Origin of the sequence: Caulobacter sp. 73W, assembly GCF_041021955.1 — a bacterium.
GTDB lineage: Bacteria > Pseudomonadota > Alphaproteobacteria > Caulobacterales > Caulobacteraceae > Caulobacter.
In genome coordinates this window covers 990,414-1,006,765 of record NZ_CP158375.1, presented here as the reverse complement: position 1 = coordinate 1,006,765, position 16,352 = coordinate 990,414, and the positions used below count along the sequence as shown (strand labels likewise).

At 68.6% G+C, this 16,352-nt stretch carries 14 protein-coding genes; 7 read left to right on the top strand and 7 right to left on the bottom strand.

Annotated elements, in window-relative coordinates:
* Nucleotide 1: 1 nt before the first annotated feature.
* The gene (locus tag ABOZ73_RS04680; protein ID WP_369061111.1) at nucleotides 2-361 is read left to right on the top strand and encodes a hypothetical protein; all 360 of its coding nucleotides are present in this window, start codon (nucleotides 2-4) and stop codon (nucleotides 359-361) included.
* Here the strand turns inward: ABOZ73_RS04680 and ABOZ73_RS04675 are convergent.
* Nucleotides 358-1,119: a DUF4422 domain-containing protein gene (locus ABOZ73_RS04675; RefSeq protein ID WP_369061110.1), complete on the bottom strand. Its 762-nt coding sequence runs from the start codon at nucleotides 1,117-1,119 to the stop codon at nucleotides 358-360. The genes ABOZ73_RS04680 and ABOZ73_RS04675 overlap by 4 nt on opposite strands.
* A gap of 113 nt (nucleotides 1,120-1,232) precedes the next feature.
* On the opposite strand from ABOZ73_RS04675, the gene rfbF reads away from it, so the two are divergent.
* Complete coding sequence (gene rfbF / locus ABOZ73_RS04670) at nucleotides 1,233-2,006, top strand: glucose-1-phosphate cytidylyltransferase (protein WP_369061109.1); 774 nt, start codon at nucleotides 1,233-1,235, stop codon at nucleotides 2,004-2,006.
* Entirely contained in the window at nucleotides 1,970-3,070 is a 1,101-nt protein-coding gene (gene rfbG, locus ABOZ73_RS04665; RefSeq protein ID WP_369061108.1) for a CDP-glucose 4,6-dehydratase, read from the top strand. The genes rfbF and rfbG overlap by 37 nt, the downstream gene beginning before the upstream one ends.
* On the opposite strand, the gene ABOZ73_RS04660 is transcribed toward rfbG, so the two are convergent.
* From ABOZ73_RS04660 to rfbH, 3 genes are read right to left on the bottom strand one after another with little or no spacing between them, the layout of a single operon-like run.
* A complete protein-coding gene (locus tag ABOZ73_RS04660; protein ID WP_369061106.1) occupies nucleotides 3,063-3,602 on the bottom strand; it encodes a dTDP-4-dehydrorhamnose 3,5-epimerase family protein in 540 nt (179 codons plus the stop codon). The two genes, rfbG and ABOZ73_RS04660, sit on opposite strands and share 8 nt — an antisense overlap.
* Nucleotides 3,592-4,467 (bottom strand): NAD-dependent epimerase/dehydratase family protein, encoded by an 876-nt coding sequence (locus ABOZ73_RS04655; protein WP_369061104.1) that lies wholly within the window; start codon nucleotides 4,465-4,467, stop codon nucleotides 3,592-3,594. Before ABOZ73_RS04655 ends, ABOZ73_RS04660 begins: the two co-directional genes overlap by 11 nt.
* Complete coding sequence (gene rfbH / locus ABOZ73_RS04650) at nucleotides 4,464-5,810, bottom strand: lipopolysaccharide biosynthesis protein RfbH (protein ID WP_369061103.1); 1,347 nt, start codon at nucleotides 5,808-5,810, stop codon at nucleotides 4,464-4,466. The genes ABOZ73_RS04655 and rfbH overlap by 4 nt, the downstream gene beginning before the upstream one ends.
* Before the next feature lie 272 nt (nucleotides 5,811-6,082).
* Here rfbH and ABOZ73_RS04645 point away from each other — a divergent pair, with 272 nt between their 5' ends.
* The 3 genes from ABOZ73_RS04645 to ABOZ73_RS04635 are packed head-to-tail and all read left to right on the top strand — an operon-like array spanning nucleotide 6,083 to nucleotide 11,494.
* A complete protein-coding gene (locus tag ABOZ73_RS04645; protein WP_369061101.1) occupies nucleotides 6,083-6,730 on the top strand; it encodes an ImuA family protein in 648 nt (215 codons plus the stop codon).
* Nucleotides 6,654-8,309 (top strand): DNA polymerase Y family protein, encoded by a 1,656-nt coding sequence (locus tag ABOZ73_RS04640; protein ID WP_369061099.1) that lies wholly within the window; start codon nucleotides 6,654-6,656, stop codon nucleotides 8,307-8,309. The genes ABOZ73_RS04645 and ABOZ73_RS04640 overlap by 77 nt, the downstream gene beginning before the upstream one ends.
* The gene (locus ABOZ73_RS04635; RefSeq protein ID WP_369061097.1) at nucleotides 8,306-11,494 is read left to right on the top strand and encodes an error-prone DNA polymerase; all 3,189 of its coding nucleotides are present in this window, start codon (nucleotides 8,306-8,308) and stop codon (nucleotides 11,492-11,494) included. Before ABOZ73_RS04640 ends, ABOZ73_RS04635 begins: the two co-directional genes overlap by 4 nt.
* 159 nt (nucleotides 11,495-11,653) lie before the next feature.
* Here ABOZ73_RS04635 and ABOZ73_RS04630 read toward each other — a convergent pair whose 3' ends face one another.
* The 3 genes from ABOZ73_RS04630 to ABOZ73_RS04620 form a co-directional block, all read right to left on the bottom strand.
* Complete coding sequence (locus tag ABOZ73_RS04630) at nucleotides 11,654-13,519, bottom strand: polysaccharide biosynthesis protein (protein ID WP_369061096.1); 1,866 nt, start codon at nucleotides 13,517-13,519, stop codon at nucleotides 11,654-11,656.
* A gap of 104 nt (nucleotides 13,520-13,623) precedes the next feature.
* Nucleotides 13,624-14,886: a gephyrin-like molybdotransferase Glp gene (gene glp / locus ABOZ73_RS04625; protein ID WP_369061094.1), complete on the bottom strand. Its 1,263-nt coding sequence runs from the start codon at nucleotides 14,884-14,886 to the stop codon at nucleotides 13,624-13,626.
* Nucleotides 14,858-15,691, bottom strand: a complete 834-nt coding sequence (locus tag ABOZ73_RS04620) for a ferredoxin--NADP reductase (protein ID WP_369061092.1) — start codon at nucleotides 15,689-15,691, stop codon at nucleotides 14,858-14,860. Before ABOZ73_RS04620 ends, glp begins: the two co-directional genes overlap by 29 nt.
* Nucleotides 15,692-15,948: 257 nt before the next feature.
* Between ABOZ73_RS04620 and ABOZ73_RS04615 the strand changes: the two genes are divergently transcribed.
* On the top strand, nucleotides 15,949-16,350 hold the full coding sequence (locus tag ABOZ73_RS04615; RefSeq protein ID WP_369061090.1) for a hypothetical protein: 402 nt from the start codon (nucleotides 15,949-15,951) through the stop codon (nucleotides 16,348-16,350).
* Nucleotides 16,351-16,352: the final 2 nt, after the last annotated feature.

The window sequence follows — 16,352 nt, the reverse complement described above, 5'->3', positions numbered from 1 at the left end:
GATGTGGAAGGCGGCCGCGTTCCTGTTCAAGGGGCTGTTCGCGGCCGCCTGCATCGTGGTCGTCTGGCAGGCCCTCGGCCCGCCGGACGGTCCCGGTTCGCTCATCCCTTGGGACAAAGCCCTGCACGGCCTGACCTTCTTCGCCCTGACGGGGATGGCCCTGCTGGCCTTCCCCAAGATGAAGCTGTGGCGGATCGGCGTGCTGATGCTGGCCTTTGGCGGGCTGATCGAGATCCTGCAGTCCCTGCCGTTCTTCGACCGCGACGCCGAATGGGCCGACCTGCTGGCCGACGCCGCCGGCGTCGGGGCGGTCCTGGCGGTGATGATCGCCGCCGCGTGGCGCAAGCGCCTGCCGGGCTAGAAGACGCCTTCGGGCTTGGCCTGGGGCAGGAAGATGATCGGCCGGTGTACGGCCTTGATCCCGCGCGACGCGGTCCACCAGTTGAAGATCAGCTCCGTCACGAAGGCGTAGACCCGGCATTGGAAGTTGTCTTCCGACGGCGTGATCTTCTCGGACATGCGGAACAGCAGCGGGAAGAGCCACTCGCAATAGGCGTTCAGGGTCTCGCGCTTGGCCATGAACATGCACCAGAAGTGCAGCGGGTGGACCTCGTTGAAGTACTTCACGAAGCCCTCGTACTCGTCTGGATAGACCTCGGCGACGGCCTCCAGCAGGCCCTTCCAGTCCTCCTCGCGGTAGACGCCGCAGTACCAGGCGGCGCCCTGGAATTGGACGGGGATCATCACCGGCAGGATCATGTCGCAGAGGTTCAGCTCGAAATCGAAGATCGAGCCGGTCTGGTTCTGATCAAGGATTATCTGCGCCAGGGGCACGTCCACCGCCACGCCCTTGAAATGATCGGGCGAGAACAGGGTTGGCGAGAAGAAGCGGCGATAGTGACACCATCCCACCTTCTCGTCGGTGGTGTTCTTCCAGAGCCAGTAGAGGCCCGTCAGCTCACCGAAATTTCGGTTGAGATGCGAGATGCTGTCGCCGGTGTCGTCGCGGATGAAGCCGGGCCAGGATTCCTTTCCGGCTGAACCGGTCTGGATCGGCGAAAAGTACGGCGTCTGCGGCTGCTGCGTCTGAATGTGACTGGCGACGAAAGTCCGGGGCATCACATCTCCCTGCCGCCATGCCGGCTCGCCTTTAGCGATGTTTTTACGGCCGCAGCTTGGGATGCCGGTATCATGATTCCCGAATCGCTGAGGGGCGGGGCGCAAGGACTTCAATGACCAAGCTTGTCATCCTGGCCGGCGGCCTGGGCACCCGGCTGTCCGAGGAGACGGACGTCCGTCCCAAGCCGATGGTGGAGATCGGTGGACAGCCGATCCTCTGGCACATCATGAAGATCTACGCCCAGCATGGGGTGCGCGAGTTCGTCGTGTGCCTCGGCTACAAGGGATATGTGATCAAGGAGTACTTCGCCAACTACTTCCTGCACCAGGCGGACGTGACGATCGACCTCGCCCAGAACAAGCTGACGGTCCACGACGGCCGGGCGGAGGACTGGTGCGTCACCCTGGTCGATACGGGCGCGGCGACCATGACCGGCGGACGGCTGAAGCGCGTCGCCAAGTATGTATCGGACGGCCCGTTCTGCATGACCTATGGCGACGGCGTGGGCGACGTGGACATCACCGCCCTGCTGGCCGCCCACAAGGCCGGCGGCCGCCTGGCGACGGTGACGGCGGTCAAGCCGCCCGGCCGTTTCGGCGCGCTGGAGATGGACGACGGCGGCAAGGTCACCGGCTTCGTGGAGAAGCCCCAGGGTGACGGCGGCTGGATCAACGGCGGGTTCTTCGTCCTGGAGCCGAGCGCCATCGACTACATCGACGCCGACGAGACGATCTGGGAGCAGCAGCCCCTGCAAGGCCTGGCGCGCGACGGCGAGTTGAACGCCTTCCAGCACGAAGGCTTCTGGCAGCCCATGGACACGGTCCGTGATCGCCTGCACCTCGAAGAGCTGTGGGCCAGCGGCAAGGCGCCGTGGAAGTCGTGGTGACGCCGTCGCCCGATTTCTGGCGCGGCCGGCGGGTTCTTCTCACCGGGCACACGGGTTTCAAGGGCGCTTGGCTGACCCTGTGGCTGACGCGCCTGGGCGCCGAGGTGCACGGCCTGTCCCTCGCGCCGAAGACCGACCGCGATCTTTGGTCGGCGGCGGACCTGGGCAAGATCGGCCAGACCCGGATCGGCGACATCCGCGATCCGGCGGTGGTGCAGGCGGCCTTTGACGCCGCCCGTCCGCAGGTGGTGATCCACATGGCGGCTCAGGCCATCGTCCAGGCCAGCTACGACGACCCGGTGGGCACGTTCTCCACCAACGTCATGGGCACGATCCATGTGCTGGAGGCCGCGCGGCGGTCCGGCGGCGTCGAGGCGTTCGTCAATGTCACCAGCGACAAGGCCTACGAGAACCGCGAGCAATTGTGGGCCTATCGCGAGGACGAACCCATGGGCGGCTCGGACCCCTACAGCGCTTCCAAGGGCTGCGCCGAACTGGTCACCACGGCGTGGCGGCGCTCGTTCCTGAAGGACGGCGGCCCGTACCTGGCTTCGGCGCGCGCCGGCAACGTCATCGGCGGCGGCGACTGGGCCGAGGACAGGCTTGTGCCCGACTGCGCCCGGGCCTTCGCGGCGGGCGCGCCGGTGCTGATCCGCAATCCCCTGGCCACGCGGCCCTGGCAGCATGTGCTGGAGCCGTTGAGCGGCTATCTGGTCCTGGCTCAGGCGCTCGTCGAGCAAGGCGGCGCCGTGGCCGAGGGCTGGAACTGCGGCCCCGCCGAGGCGGACGCCTGGCCCGTGTCGAAGGTCGCCGATCGGCTGGTCGCACTGTGGGGCGGGCAGGCCCGCTGGGAACGCGATCCCGCCGGCTGGCCGCATGAAGCCATGCTGCTGCGGGTGGATGCGGCCAAGGCCAGGGCTCGTCTGGGCTGGCGGCCGCGCCTGTCGGTGGAGCTGGCCCTGCAATGGTCGGCGGACTGGTATCAGGCCGAGGCGCGGGGCGAGGACGTCGCCGCCAAGACCCTGGCCCAGATCGAAGCCTACGAGGCGTTCGCCGTCAGCTGAACGGCGTCTCCCACCCGTCCATCTCCGGCAGGGCGCGGTCGCGGTCGGAGACGATGAAGTCGCCGCCGGGCCAGTCGAACCCGATGCTGTCGAAGCGCACCCCGGTGTCGTGGTCGGGGCTGTGCACGCTGGTCACCGCATAGAGCAGGGTCGCCCCTTCCGTCAGCGCCAGGAAGCCATGGGCGCAGCCGCGCGGGATGTAGAGGCCCGTGCCGGCGGCTCCATCCAGCTCCCGGGCGGCGATCTTGCGGAAGGTGGGCGAGCCGGCGCGCAGGTCCACCGCCACGTCCAGCACGCGGCCGGCGGTGCACAGGACCAGCTTGTCGTGGTCGTGCGGCGGCGCCTGCAAATGCATGCCCCGGATCACGCCGGCGCGGGAGCTGGACCAGAACACCTCCGGAAACTCGGTCGCCAGGCCATGCTCGGCGAAGGTCGGAGCGTGGATAGCCTTGACGAAGCCGCCGCGGGCGTCGCTGGTGCTGAACGGGCGCACGAAGCGGACGCCCTCGACCTCGGTCTCCTCAAGCCGCATGACCGGCCTCCCGCAGAAGGGCGCCAAGCCCGGCATCCAGTCCCACTTTCGGCGACCAGCCGGGCAAGGGCGCGCCGCGCCAGGGGGTCATGACCTCGCGGTCGCGATAGGGGCGGGCGCCCCATTCCACGGGCACCGGGCGGCGGGCCAGATGCTCCAGCCGCTCGACCAGTTCGCGCAGGGTGATCTCCTCGGCGCCGCGAACCGCGAAGGCCCCGCTGCTGTCGCGGGCCAGGGCGATGCGGACGGCCTCGACCACGTCGTCGATATGCACGGGGTTGAGCACTTGGGCGCCGGGGGACAGGGACAGCGCCTGACCGTCGCTCATCGCCCGGATCAGGGCCGAGACGAGCTTTCCGCGCCGATCGTTCGGGCCATAGGTGTCCGACAGCTTCAGGCTGGTGAACTTCAGTCCATGGGCGTCCGCGTAATAGGCGGCCAGATCCTCGAACGCCTGCTTGGTGGCGGCGTAGAGCGACACCGGGCGATAGGCCTCTGTCTCGTAGTGCTGCCAGGCGGTGCCGAAGCTGACCAGCCGCTCCACCCCGGCTCGGGCCAGGGCGTCCAGCAGTTGCAGCCCAAAGCGCAGGTTGGATTCGACCAGGCCGTCGATGTCGCCCGGCGCGTGCGCCGCCACGAACTTCGAGGCGATGTGGACGGCCGCGTCCGGCGACGCCTGCCGCACCAGATCGTGAAGCTGCTCGGTGGCGCCGTCGTGCACCAGCACTTGCGCGCGAGGATCCAGATCGCTGGTCCCCGCGCCGGGGCGCAGGATGGCGAACACCTCGTGCCCGTCGTCCAGCAGCCCCCGCGCCGTGTGGCCGCCGACGAAGCCGGAGCCCCCGGTCAGCAGGATGCGGCTCACACCGCGACCTTGGCGTGCTGGGCGACGAAGCCGCGGATCTGGCCGACCATGTAGTCGAGGTGAGCCGGGCTCAGGCCGGGATAGACCCCGATCCAGAAGGTGCGGTCGACCACGATGTCGGCGTTTGTCGTGCCGCCCACCAGACGGTGCGGGCGATCCTTCATGTACGGCTGGCGCAGCAGGTTGCCGCCAAACAGGAACCGAGTGGCCACCTGGTTGGCGTTCAGATGCCGCACCAGGGCGTCACGGGTGAAGGGCGCGTCCTCGCGCAGGGTCAGCAGGAAGCCGAACCAGGACGGATCGCTCTTGGGCGTGGCCTCGGGGAGGATGAAGAATTCCTCCAGGTCGGCCATCTGCGATTTCAGGCGCTGGAAGTTCTCGCGCCGGGCGGCGACGAATTCGTCCAGCCGATCCATCTGCGCCAGGCCCACGGCCGCCTGCATGTCGGTGATCTTCAGATTATAGCCGAGGTGCGAGTAGATGTACTTGTGGTCGTAGCCGTAGGGCAGATCGCCCAGCTGCCAGTCGAACCGGCGCTTGCAGGTGTTGTCCATGCCCGGGTCGCAATAGCAGTCGCGGCCCCAGTCGCGGATCGACTCCATGGCCCGGCGCACCATGGGGGTGGAGGTGAACACCGCCCCGCCTTCGCCCATGGTGATGTGGTGGGCCGGATAGAAGCTGAGCGTGCCCACGTCGCCGATGGTGCCGACCAGCTTGCCCTCATAGGTCGCGCCCAGGGCGTCGCAGCAGTCCTCGACCACCCACAGGCCGTATTTCTCGGCCACGCGCATGACCTCGTCGAGGGCGAAGGGGTTGCCCAGGGTGTGGGCCACCATGATGGCGCGCGTGCGGTCGCTGACCGCCGCTTCGATCTGGGCCGGGTCGATGTTGTAGGTCGGGATGTCGATGTCGACGAAGACCGGGGTCAGGCCGTTCTGCAAGATCGGATTGACCGTGGTCGGAAAGCCGGTGGTGGCGGTGATCACCTCATCCCCAGGCTTCAGCGCCCGGTCGCCGTGCATGTGCGAGGTCAGGCCGGTCAGGGCCACCAGATTGGCTGACGAGCCGGAATTGACCGTCAGCACGCCCTTCTTCATCACGCCCAGATAGTCGCCCAGCTTCTTCTCGAAGGCGGCGTTGAAGCGCCCGGCGGTCAGCCAGAAGTCCAGGGCTGAATCCACCAGGGACGTCATCTCCGGCGCGCCATAGACCTTGCCCGAGACGGGGGCAGCGGACTGGCCGGGAACAAAGGGTTTCGGCGCGTGGGCCAGGGCGGCGTACTGGGCCGTCAGTTCCAGGATCTGACGGCGAAGGGCCTGGGCCTCTTGGTTGTCGGTCAACACGCGGTCTCCGGCTGCGATGGGGCGGAGCCTAAGCGGGAATCAGAGGGCGGATAAAGACCCGCGCCGGGGCGTTCGGCCTCGGGAGCCGACTCGACTCCTCGAGCGTTCTTCATTAGAACAAAAGTAGAACATAAAAGCACGAGATCCGCCTATGTCCGGTTCGCGCGCCGCGCGGCTTTCAGCCTTGAAGGGCCAGATCGCCGCCCTGGAGGCGGGGACTCGGACTCTCGAGTCCGGTCCTGCCGTTCGGGGATGCGCGCATTGATGGCTGCTTGCCCCATGGCGGCCTTCCCCTGGGCCGCTGGCACGAGGTGGCGGGCGAGGGGCTGGAGACGGAGACCGCCGCCTGCGCGGCCGGCTTCACCGCCCTGATGGTCGGAGCCCTGGCGTCGAAGGGCGAGGTGGTCTGGATCCTGCGGCGCGACGACCTGCACGCGCCGGGCCTGTCCAACCTGGGCTTTCCCGTCGATCGCCTGATCCAGGTCTGTGTCCGCGACGAGGCCGAGGCCCTGGCCGCGCTGGAGGACGCCCTGGGCTCGGTCGGCGTCGTTGCGGCGGTGGGCGAGGTGGAGGCGCCGGACCTGCGCGCTGGGCGGCGGCTGCAGTTGGCCTGTGAGCGGCGCGGGGCCACGGGCTTCGTCATCCGCCGCAAGCCGTTCGGCGGACCGGCGCGGGGCAAGGCGGAGCCGTCGGGATCGGCCTCGGCCACCCGCTGGCGGATCGCCCCCGCCCCGACCGAGCCGGCTCTCTGGGGGCTGGGACCGCCGCGCTGGCGGGTCGCGCTTGAACGCTGCCGGGGCGGACGGCCCGGCGAATGGCTCCTGCAGCAGAAGGAGGACGGAAATGACGCGTATCCTTTCGCTGTGGTGCCCGAACTGGCCGATCACCACCTGGCGCCGGAAGAACGCCGCCGGGCCTGATCTCTCCTCCCCTGCGGAGCGGGGGAGGGGGACCGCCCGAAGGGTGGTGGAGGGGGCGACCGCCCACTCTGAGCCCAGTCGCGCCCCCTCCACCGCTATCGCGGTCCCCCTCCCCCGTTGCACGGGGGAGGAGAAGTCTCGTCCCTTCGCCCTCATCCAGTCGGAGGCCGGGACGCGAAAGCTGGCGGCGGTGGATCGCACGGCCGCCGCGCTTGGCCTGTTCGCGGGGCAGAAGGCCGCCGACGCCGCCGCCCTGGTGTCGGAGCTGGACTGCGCCGATTATGATCCGGAGGGTGACGCCGCCGCGCTGGAGGTGTTGTGCGACTGGTGCGTGCGCTTCTCGCCCGCCGTGGCGGTCGATGGGCTGGACGGCCTGTTCCTCGACATCACGGGCGTCTCCCACCTGTGGGCGGGAGAGGCGGCGATGGCGGCCGATCTGGTCGCGCGCCTGGCGGCCAACGGCATTCCCGCCCGCGCCGCCGTGGCCGACACGGCGGGCGCGGCCTGGGCCCTGGCGCGGTTCGGCGACAAGCGCGTGGTGATCGTCCCCCCGCGGGGGCAGGCCGAGGCCCTGCGGCCCCTGCCCATCGCCGCCCTGCGCCTGGACCCGGCGGCGACGGCCCAGCTGCCGCGCCTGGGCTTGACCCGGATCGGCAAGATCATGGACCAGCCGCGCGCCGCCCTGGCCCGCCGGTTCGGCATGGGGCTGATGTTGCGCGTGGATCAGGCCCTGGGTGGATTGGAGGAGGCCCTCGCTTTCCGCCGCCCGCCGACGCCCTGGTTCGAACGCCTGGCCTTCGCCGAGCCGATCAGCGCGCTGGAAGACCTGGAGCGGGTCACCGACGACATCCTGGCCGCCATGGCCCAGCGCCTGACCGCGCGGGGACAGGGCGCGCGGCGCTTCATCCTCACCTTCCACCGGCTGGACGGCCGGGCGCACAGCCTGACGGTCGGCCTGTCGCGCCCTGGCCGCACGCCCGCGCCCGTCGCCCGCCTGCTGAAGCCCAAGCTGGGCGAGATCGACCCCGGCTTCGGCATAGAGGTCGCCACCCTGTGCGCGGAGGCGGTCGAGACCCTGGCCGAGCGGCAGTCCCGGCTTGACGCCGACGCCGAGGCCCTGGCCCAGGAAGGCGTCGCCGCTCTGGTCGACCGCCTGACCGCGCGCCTGGGTGAGGGGCGGGTGTTCCGCAGCCTGCCGGTGCAGAGCCACGTGCCCGAGCGCGCCGTGCGCCGGGGCGAGGCCCTGGCCGAGCTGACCGAGGGCTGGGACCCCGACAAGCCGCGCCCGGTGCGCCTGTTCCGCCAGCCCGAGCCGATCGAGGCCATGGCCCTGCTGCCGGACAACCCGCCCTCGCGCTTCCAATGGCGGGGACGGATGCACACGGTCACCCGCGCCGAGGGCCCCGAGCGCATAGGCGATGAATGGTGGCGGCGGCCGCTGGATCAGGTCAGCAGCGACCGGGTGCGCGACTATTACCGGGTTGAGGACGCCGACGGCGCCCGCTTCTGGATCTTCCGCGCCGGCCTCTATGGCGGTGAAACCCAGCCCCGCTGGTGGCTGCACGGGCTGTTCGCATGACCCGGTACGCGGAGCTTCAGACGACGACGAACTATTCGTTCCTGCGCGGGGCGTCGCATCCCGGCGAACTGGTCATCGCCGCCGAGGCCCTGGGCATGGAGGCGGTGGGGATCACCGACCGCAACAGCCTGGCGGGTGTGGTGCGCGCCTGGACCGAGGCCAAGAAACACAAGGTCCGCGCCCTGACCGGCTGCCGTCTGGACTTCATGGACGGGACGCCCAGCCTGCTGGTCTATCCCTGCGACCGAGAGGCGTTCGGCCGTCTGACCCGCCTGCTCACCGTCGGCCAGCGGCGGGCGAAGAAGGGGGAATGCCATCTCACCTGGACGGACTTCCTCGAGCATTCCGAGGGACAGCTGGGCCTGGTCGTGCCGCCCCGGGACCTGGGCGAGGCGTTCGAGCGCGACCTGGCGATGATGGCGGGTGAACTGCGCGGACGGATCTGGGTCGCCGCCAGCCGCCTCTATGCCGCCCAGGACATCAAGCGCCTGGCGCATCTGGCCGAACTGGCGCGGGCTCATCGCGCACCGATGACCGCCACGGGCGACGTGCTCTACCACGGCCCGGAACGGCGACCCTTGCAGGACGTCCTGACCTGCATCCATCACAACTGCACGATCCACGAGGCTGGTTTTCGCCTGGAGGCCAACGCCGAGCGGCACATGAAGCCCCCCGCCGAAATGGCGCGCCTGTTCGCCCGCTGGCCGGAGTCGGTGGAGCGGTCGGTAGAGATCGTCGAGCGGATCGGGTTCGATCTCAGTCACATCCGGGAGGAGTACCCGGACGAACCTGTGCCCCCGGGCAGCACCGCCATGAAGCATCTGACCAAGCTATCCTGGGACGGGGCCAAAACGCGTTACCCGCTAGGCGTTCCAGCGGAGGTGAAGACGCAGCTTCGCACCGAGCTGACGCTCATCAAGAAGATGAACTATCCAAACTATTTCCTGACGGTTCACGACATCGTTCAGCACGCCAGAACCAAGGGCATTCTCTGTCAGGGGCGTGGCTCGGCGGCCAACTCTTCTGTCTGCTTCTGTCTAGGTGTGACAGCCGTCGATCCCATGCGGCACAAGCTGCTCTTCACCCGCTTCATTTCTGAAAATCGTGACGAGCCGCCCGACATTGATGTCGACTTCGAGCATGAGCGACGAGAGGAGGTCATGCAGCATGTCTATGAGCGCTATAGCCGCGACAAGGCGGCGATCTGCGCCACCGTCATCCACTACCGCCCCCGCAGCGCCATCCGCCAGGTGGGCAAGGCGCTGGGCCTGACCGAAGACATCACAGCCGCCCTGGCCAATACGGTTTGGGGCAGTTGGGGAAGCGGCCTACCTGAAGAACACGTCAAGCAGGCGGGGCTCGACCCGGCTAATGAACAGATCAAGCGCGCGGTGGCTCTGGCCACCGAGTTGCTGGAGTTCCCCCGTCATCTCTCACAGCATGTCGGCGGCTTCGTGCTGACCAAGCGGCGGCTGGACGAGACCGTGCCCATCGGCAACGCGGCGATGAAGGAGCGGACCTTCATCGAATGGGACAAGGACGATATCGACAGCCTGGGCCTGATGAAGGTCGACGTGCTGGCGTTGGGCATGCTGACGGCCATTCAGAGAGGCATGGTCATGCTGCGCCAAGACCATGGGTTGGATATCCACGACCTTGTCGACATCCCGGACGATCGGCCGGTGGTCTACAAGATGCTTAGAAAGGCTGACACTGTCGGTGTCTTTCAGGTCGAGAGCCGGGCGCAGATGTCGATGTTGCCCCGCCTGCGGCCTAAGCAGTTTTACGACATCGTCATCCAGGTCGCGATTGTTCGGCCAGGGCCGATCCAGGGGAACATGGTCCACCCCTATCTGAAGCGTCGGCAAGGGCTGGAAAAGGTCACCTACCCAAAGCCGGACCCCAAGTGTGGGCCGGAAAACGAGCTGAGAGAAATCCTGGAAAAAACGGAAGGCGTGCCTCTCTTCCAAGAGCAGGCCATGCAGTTGGCCATTACGGCGGCCAAGTTCACAGAACCGGAAGCCGACGGATTGCGGCGCTCCATGGCGACCTTCCGCGCCCATGGGAAGGTCAGCGCCTACAAGCCAAAATTCGTCGGCGGCATGATCGCGCGAGGGTATGATCCAGACTTCGCCGAGCGCTGCTTCAAGCAGATCGAGGGCTTTGGCTCTTACGGTTTCCCGGAAAGTCACGCCGCCAGTTTCGCGAAGCTCGTCTACGCCTCGGCCTGGATCAAGTGCGTATGGCCGGACGTGTTCTGCGCGGCGCTGATCAACAGCCAGCCGATGGGCTTCTATCAGCCTGCCCAGCTGGTGCGGGACGCCCGCGAGCATGGCGTCGAAGTCCGTCCGCCCGACATTCTGGCCAGCGATTATGACTGCACGCTTGAGGCGGCTACCGATCCTGACAGCCGGTTGAAGTCCGTCCGCCTGGGTTTGCGGCAGGTGAAGGGAATCAAAGAGAAAGAGGCGCTTGCCCTGATGAAGGCGCGGGACGAGGGGGCTTCGACCCTGGCCGATTTCGCGGCCGGCGGGATCGACCGCCGCACCCTCGAACTGCTCGCCGAGGCCGACGCCTGCCGCTCCATCGGGCTGGATCGTCGTCAGGCGCTGTGGGCGGTGAAGGGGTTGGCGCCGGAGGTCCGCGCCAAGCGGGAGACGCCTCTGCTGGCGGGCCTGCCCCTGTTCGAGACGGCGGCGAACCTGCCGCAGATGAGCGCCACCCAGCATGTGGCCGAGGACTATCGGACCGTCAGCCTGTCGCTGAAGGACCACCCGGTGCGCTTCTTCCGGCCGCGGCTGGAGCGGATGGGCTGCACGCCCGCCGAGGCGCTGAAGGGCCTCAAGGATGGATCACGCGTGATCGTGGCGGGGCTGGTGCTGATCCGCCAGCGGCCGGGCACGGCCAAGAACGTCACCTTCCTGACCCTGGAAGACGAGACCGGCCCCATGAACGCGGTGGTCTGGCAACGCCTGTTCCAGGCCAACCGACGGACGGTGATGACCTCAGGCTTTCTGGCCATCCACGGCAAGGTGCAGAGCGAGAGCGGGGTGATCCACGTGGTGGCGGAAGGGTTCTACGACCTCTCCCACTGGCTGCCGCGCTTGAGGGAGGAGCCGGGCGAGGGGATGCAGGTGCGATCCCGCATCACCGGCCGCCTGATCCGCAGCCGGGACTTCCACTGATCTTTCTCCTGCCCCGCTTGCGGGGGAGGGGGACCATGCGAAGCATGGTGGAGGGGGCGCAGACTGGGCGCTAACTCAGCAGAGCGCCCCCTCCGTCTCGTCGCTGCGCGCCGATCCACCTCCCCCGTACGCTTCGCTACAGGGGAGGAGAAGAATACTTTAGCCCGCGCGGCGGGCGGCGGTCAGTTGGCGGGTCTGTTCGACGATGCGGAACAGGGTGGCGCGGACGGCGCCGGCCTCGCCCTGGCGGGCCTGGGCTTCCAGGGCGGCCAGGTCGGTCTCGGCCAGCGGGACGAGCGGCGCGCCGGGGATGGCTTCCAGAATACCCGGCGCGCGGGCGCGGGTGACTTCGCCGATATCGACCAGCTCCTCGCTGATCTTCTCGCCGGGTCGCAGGCCGATCTCACGGATCTCGATGTCCTTGTCGGGGACCAGGCCGTTCAGCTCGATCATCCGGCGGGCCAGATCGACGATCTTCACCGGCTCGCCCATCTCCAGGGTCAGGACGCCGGATTCCGGCTCGGCCTCGGCGGCCGAAAGAGCGGCGGCGCGCAGGACCAGCTTCACCGCCTCCGGGATGGTCATGAAATAGCGCTCGACCTCGAAGTCGGTGATCGTGACGGGGCCTCCCTTCTCGATCTGGTGCTGGAACACCGTCGCCACCGAACCGGCCGAGCCCAGCACGTTGCCGAAGCGCACGACGCTGAAGCGGGTGGGGCCGGCGCTGGTGCGTACCAGGGTCTCGGCCATGCGCTTGGTGGCGCCCATGACGCTGGATGGATCGACCGCCTTGTCGGTGGAGATCATCACCATGTGCGCGGCCTCGACGCCACGCGCGGCCTCGACCACGTTGCGGGTGCCGAACACGTTGGTCAGCACGCCCTCGCAGGGGTGGGATTCGACCAGCGGCACGTGCTTCAGCGCAGCGGCGTGGAAGACGATCTGCGGCTGCTTGTCGGCGAACCAGGACGACAGGCGGACCCGGTCGCGGATGTCGCACAGCACCTCGTGCTGGGGCAGGTCGGGCCAGGCCTCGGCGATCTCGCGGCCGATCTGGAACAGGGCGCCTTCCGAGGCGTCGAGCATGGTCAGGCTGGCCGGCTCGCAGCCCGCCACCTGGCGGCAGATTTCCGAGCCGATGGAGCCGCCGGCCCCGGTGACCAGCGCGCGCTTGCCGGCGACCAGTTCGCGCGCGGCGTTCATGTCCAGTTGCACCGGCGCGCGGGCCAGCAGTTCTTCCAGGCTGATCTCGCGCAGGCCCGCCACGGACGGCCCCTTGGCCAGTTCGACCACGCCGCCCGGCTGGCGCAGCAGGCGCACGCCTTCGCTCTTCAGGCGGCCCAGGCGCTCGGGGCCAAGGCCCGGCAGGCTGGCGGGGTGCGACAGGAACAGGATGGCGGCCGGGGCGATGTTGCTTTCGCGCAGGCGCATCAGCACCTCGTCGAACTGGCTGATGTCGCCCAGGACGCAGACGCCCCGGAACTCCTCGCCCACTTCGCGCGGGGAGGGGGAGACGACGCCGATGGCGGCGTAGGTATGGCCCAGCGACGTGGTCGGCGCGCGCAGGAAGGCGTCGGCCTCATGCGCCTCGCCGACGATCAGCAGGGGCGAGCGGGTGGCGATATGGCCGCCGGTGAACATCTCCAGCAGCGAGCCTTCGTGCATGGCGCGGCGGATGATGCGCAGGCCGGCCAGGAAGCCGGGATAGACCATCAGGGTCAGCAGGGCCGAGCGCCAGCCGCCGGGCAGGCCGACCGGCGTCGCCCAGACCACGAAGGTGAACAGGCTCATCGCCAGGGCGGAAGAGCGGGCCAGGCGCAGGATGTCGCCCAGGGCCACGAAGCGCCAGGGCGCGCGCTCGATCTGGATCACCACCTCGACGACGGCGGCGCAGACGGCGAAACCCAATGCTGAGGCGAAGATGGCCGGCACCGGCCAGGTCCCGCCGACACAAATGGCGCAGGACACGAAGGCCGCCATGAAGGCCAGGAAGACATGAACTGCGAACTTGCCCGCTCGACCCACGCCGTGCTCCCGAAACCTTGCCGTCCCGCCCGCGGTTCGCGGACTCGGCCTATGAAGTAGCATGCGTTTTGTGCGGCGTCTCGATTTTGTGTAAAGTATTTACTTTACAACCGGCGGAGGCGTAGCGCCTTCACGACCTCTCCGGCCGCGGCGGCGGGGGCTCCCGCAGGGCGGACCAGCAGGGCGTCGGCCTGGGCGAAGACCGTGACCAACGAGGACTCCTGGTCGGGGAAGGCGCGGACCCGCAGGGTTCCGTCCTCGTCCCGCTCGAACCGCGCGCGCATCCAGTGTTCGCGTGGACCGTTGGCGGGCAAAGGGGCGGCGAGGGCGGCGGCCTCCATGACCGGACCGGGGGCCGCGCCCAGCATCGTCTCTATCAGCGGACGCAGGAACAGCTCGGCGCAGACGAAGGCCGAGGCCGGATTGCCGGGCAGGCCCAGCACCAGCTGGCCGTCGGTCAGCTTGCCGAACCAGGTGGGTTTGCCCGGCCGCACCTTCACCGTCTCCACGTCCAGCACGAGGCCGAGACGGGCGAGCGCGGGCTTGGCCAGGTCGTGATCGCCTACCGACGCGCCGCCCATCAAGACGATGAGATCGGCGGAGAATTCGGTGACGGAAACGGAGACTGGCGCGGTGATTTCGGTGACTTGGGCGACAATGGCGTCTTCGTCATCGCCGATTAGCGGATAACCGCGCGCCTCCGCACCCCACTGGCGGGCCAGAGCCAGCAGGCCGGCGGAGCCGGAGTTGAAGATCTGCCAGGGGCCGGGCGTCTCGCCAGGGGCGACCACCTCGTCGCCGCCGGTCAGGATGGCGATGCGCGGACGGCGGGCGACGGCCAGTGCGCTACGGCCCGCCGCGGCGGCAAGGGCCAGCCGCCAGGGCGTCAGGAGGTCGCCGCTGTGCAGCAACACATCACCTGCCCGGAAGTCGCCGCCGCGCGGACGGATATAGGCGGGGGCGCCGGGCGCGCCGCGCGGCATGAGCAGGTCGCCGTCGCGGTCGGCCTCCTCCTGGATCACGACGCGGTCGGCGCCGACGGGCACGGGCGCGCCGGTGAAGATACGGACGGTCTCGCCGGCTTGCAGGGGCGCCGAATGGCCGTGCCCCGCCGCGCTCTCGCCGACGATGCGCAGGGGCGCGCCGGTCAGGTCGGCGGTCCGCACCGCCCAGCCGTCCATGGCCGAGGCGTCGAAGGGCGGCTGATCGCGGATGGCGGCCACGTCCTCGGCCAGGATGCGGCCGGCGGCGCTGTCGAGCGGGACGGTTTCAGGCGCGAGAACGGCGGCGCGCGCCAACATGCGGCGGCGCGCCTCCTCGACGGTCAGGTTGCGGATGTCAGCCGACGAAGGCGCGTTCGAGGACATAGTCCCCCGGCTCGGCGTTGGAGCCTTCCTTCATGCCACGGCTTTCCAGCAGGGCGGCGAGATCCTTGATCATGGCCATGGAGCCGCACAGCATGGCGCGGTCCTGCTCGGGATCGAACTTGCCGCCGGGCAGGCCCAGGTCGCGGAACAGCTGGCCGTTCTCCACCAGGGTGGTGAAGCGGCCCTGGCGTTCGAACGCCTCGCGGGTCACCGAAGGATAATAGACGAGCTGGGCCTTGGCCTCGTCGCCGACCAGCGGGTCGTCGTGGATCTCGCTGGTGAAGAAGTCGCGATAGGCTAGCTCCTCGACCTCGCGCACGCCGTGGGCGACGATCACCTTCTCGAAGCGCGAATAGGCGTCGGGATCGCGGGCCACGGACAGCCAGGGCGCCAGGCCCGTGCCGGTGCCGAACAGGAACAGGCGCTTGCCCGGCTTCACCGCGTCCAGCACCAGGGTGCCGGTCGGCTTCTTGCCCAGCAGGATCTGGTCGCCGACCTTGATCTGCTGGAGGCGCGAGGTCAGCGGACCGTCCGGCACCTTGATCGAGAAGAACTCCAGCTCCTCGGCGAAGCAGGGCGAGGCGATCGAATAGGCGCGCAGGATCGGCTTGGTCTCGCCCAGCTCGGGGCGCGGCGGCAGGCCGATCATCACGAACTCGCCGGAGCGGAAGCGCAGGGACGCCGGCCGCGTGATGCCGAAGCTGAACAGGCGGTCGGTCCAGTGCTTCACCCACAGCACCGTCTCGATGTGGTGCGCGCCCGAAGGCGCTGGGGCGGGAGGGGTCTGCAAAGCCGTGTCGGTCATGGCCGGAAGGTTCCTTTGCGCCAGCGTCGGCGCACGTGTCTCAACATCGCCGTCTACGGCCCATCGGACGACGCCCCGTCATGTGATGCGCGAGGGGGCGATGTCAACCGATGCCGCCCGCGCAATGAAATTCTCAAGAGTGTCAAAATGAGCGCACGGTTTTACGGCGAACGTCAAAATATGCGTTGCCAACTCCTCTAACGAGGCGCAGAGTCGTCTCTGCTCCACCAGAGAGCGTAAAATATACGGAGGGATGGATGCGCGTAGCGTTGTTGAAAGGCGCGGCTGTCGCCGCGTTTTCGATCCTTGCCTTGTCGGCTTGCGGCAATGCCGGAACCGGGTCTCAGACCCAGGTCGCGGCGGTCGCGGGCAAAGCCATAAATGTCTCCGGCTGCGCACGGCCGGCCACCAACGCCTCGACCGGCGCCACCTGCGTGGCGCTCCGTGGTCCCGGCGGGGTGATGTATGACGTGACGTCCGCCGCCCCCGCGCCTGATCCGGCCAAGGGTGTCAGCGTCGCTGTCACGGGCATGGACAATGGTCAGACGTCGGACTGCGGCAAGGTCCTGACGGATGTGAAGTGGGAGTATCTGAGCCTGCGTTGTTCCGCGGCCGCGCCGACGACGGTCGCCGCCACGGACGGCGCGACGGCCCAGTAACT

Excerpts from the sequence above, each read along its gene's own strand:
- glp (WP_369061094.1), bottom strand. The coding sequence starts at position 14,886 with ATGTCCTCGAACGCGCCTTCGTCGGCTGACATCCGCAACCTGACCGTC.
- ABOZ73_RS04675 (WP_369061110.1), bottom strand. The coding sequence starts at position 1,119 with ATGCCCCGGACTTTCGTCGCCAGTCACATTCAGACGCAGCAGCCGCAG.
- rfbF (WP_369061109.1), top strand. The coding sequence starts at position 1,233 with ATGACCAAGCTTGTCATCCTGGCCGGCGGCCTGGGCACCCGGCTGTCC.
- ABOZ73_RS04660 (WP_369061106.1), bottom strand. The coding sequence starts at position 3,602 with ATGCGGCTTGAGGAGACCGAGGTCGAGGGCGTCCGCTTCGTGCGCCCG.
- ABOZ73_RS04620 (WP_369061092.1), bottom strand. The coding sequence starts at position 15,691 with ATGACCGACACGGCTTTGCAGACCCCTCCCGCCCCAGCGCCTTCGGGC.
- ABOZ73_RS04680 (WP_369061111.1), top strand. The coding sequence starts at position 2 with ATGTGGAAGGCGGCCGCGTTCCTGTTCAAGGGGCTGTTCGCGGCCGCC.
- ABOZ73_RS04640 (WP_369061099.1), top strand. The coding sequence starts at position 6,654 with ATGACGCGTATCCTTTCGCTGTGGTGCCCGAACTGGCCGATCACCACC.
- ABOZ73_RS04635 (WP_369061097.1), top strand. The coding sequence starts at position 8,306 with ATGACCCGGTACGCGGAGCTTCAGACGACGACGAACTATTCGTTCCTG.
- ABOZ73_RS04615 (WP_369061090.1), top strand. The coding sequence starts at position 15,949 with ATGCGCGTAGCGTTGTTGAAAGGCGCGGCTGTCGCCGCGTTTTCGATC.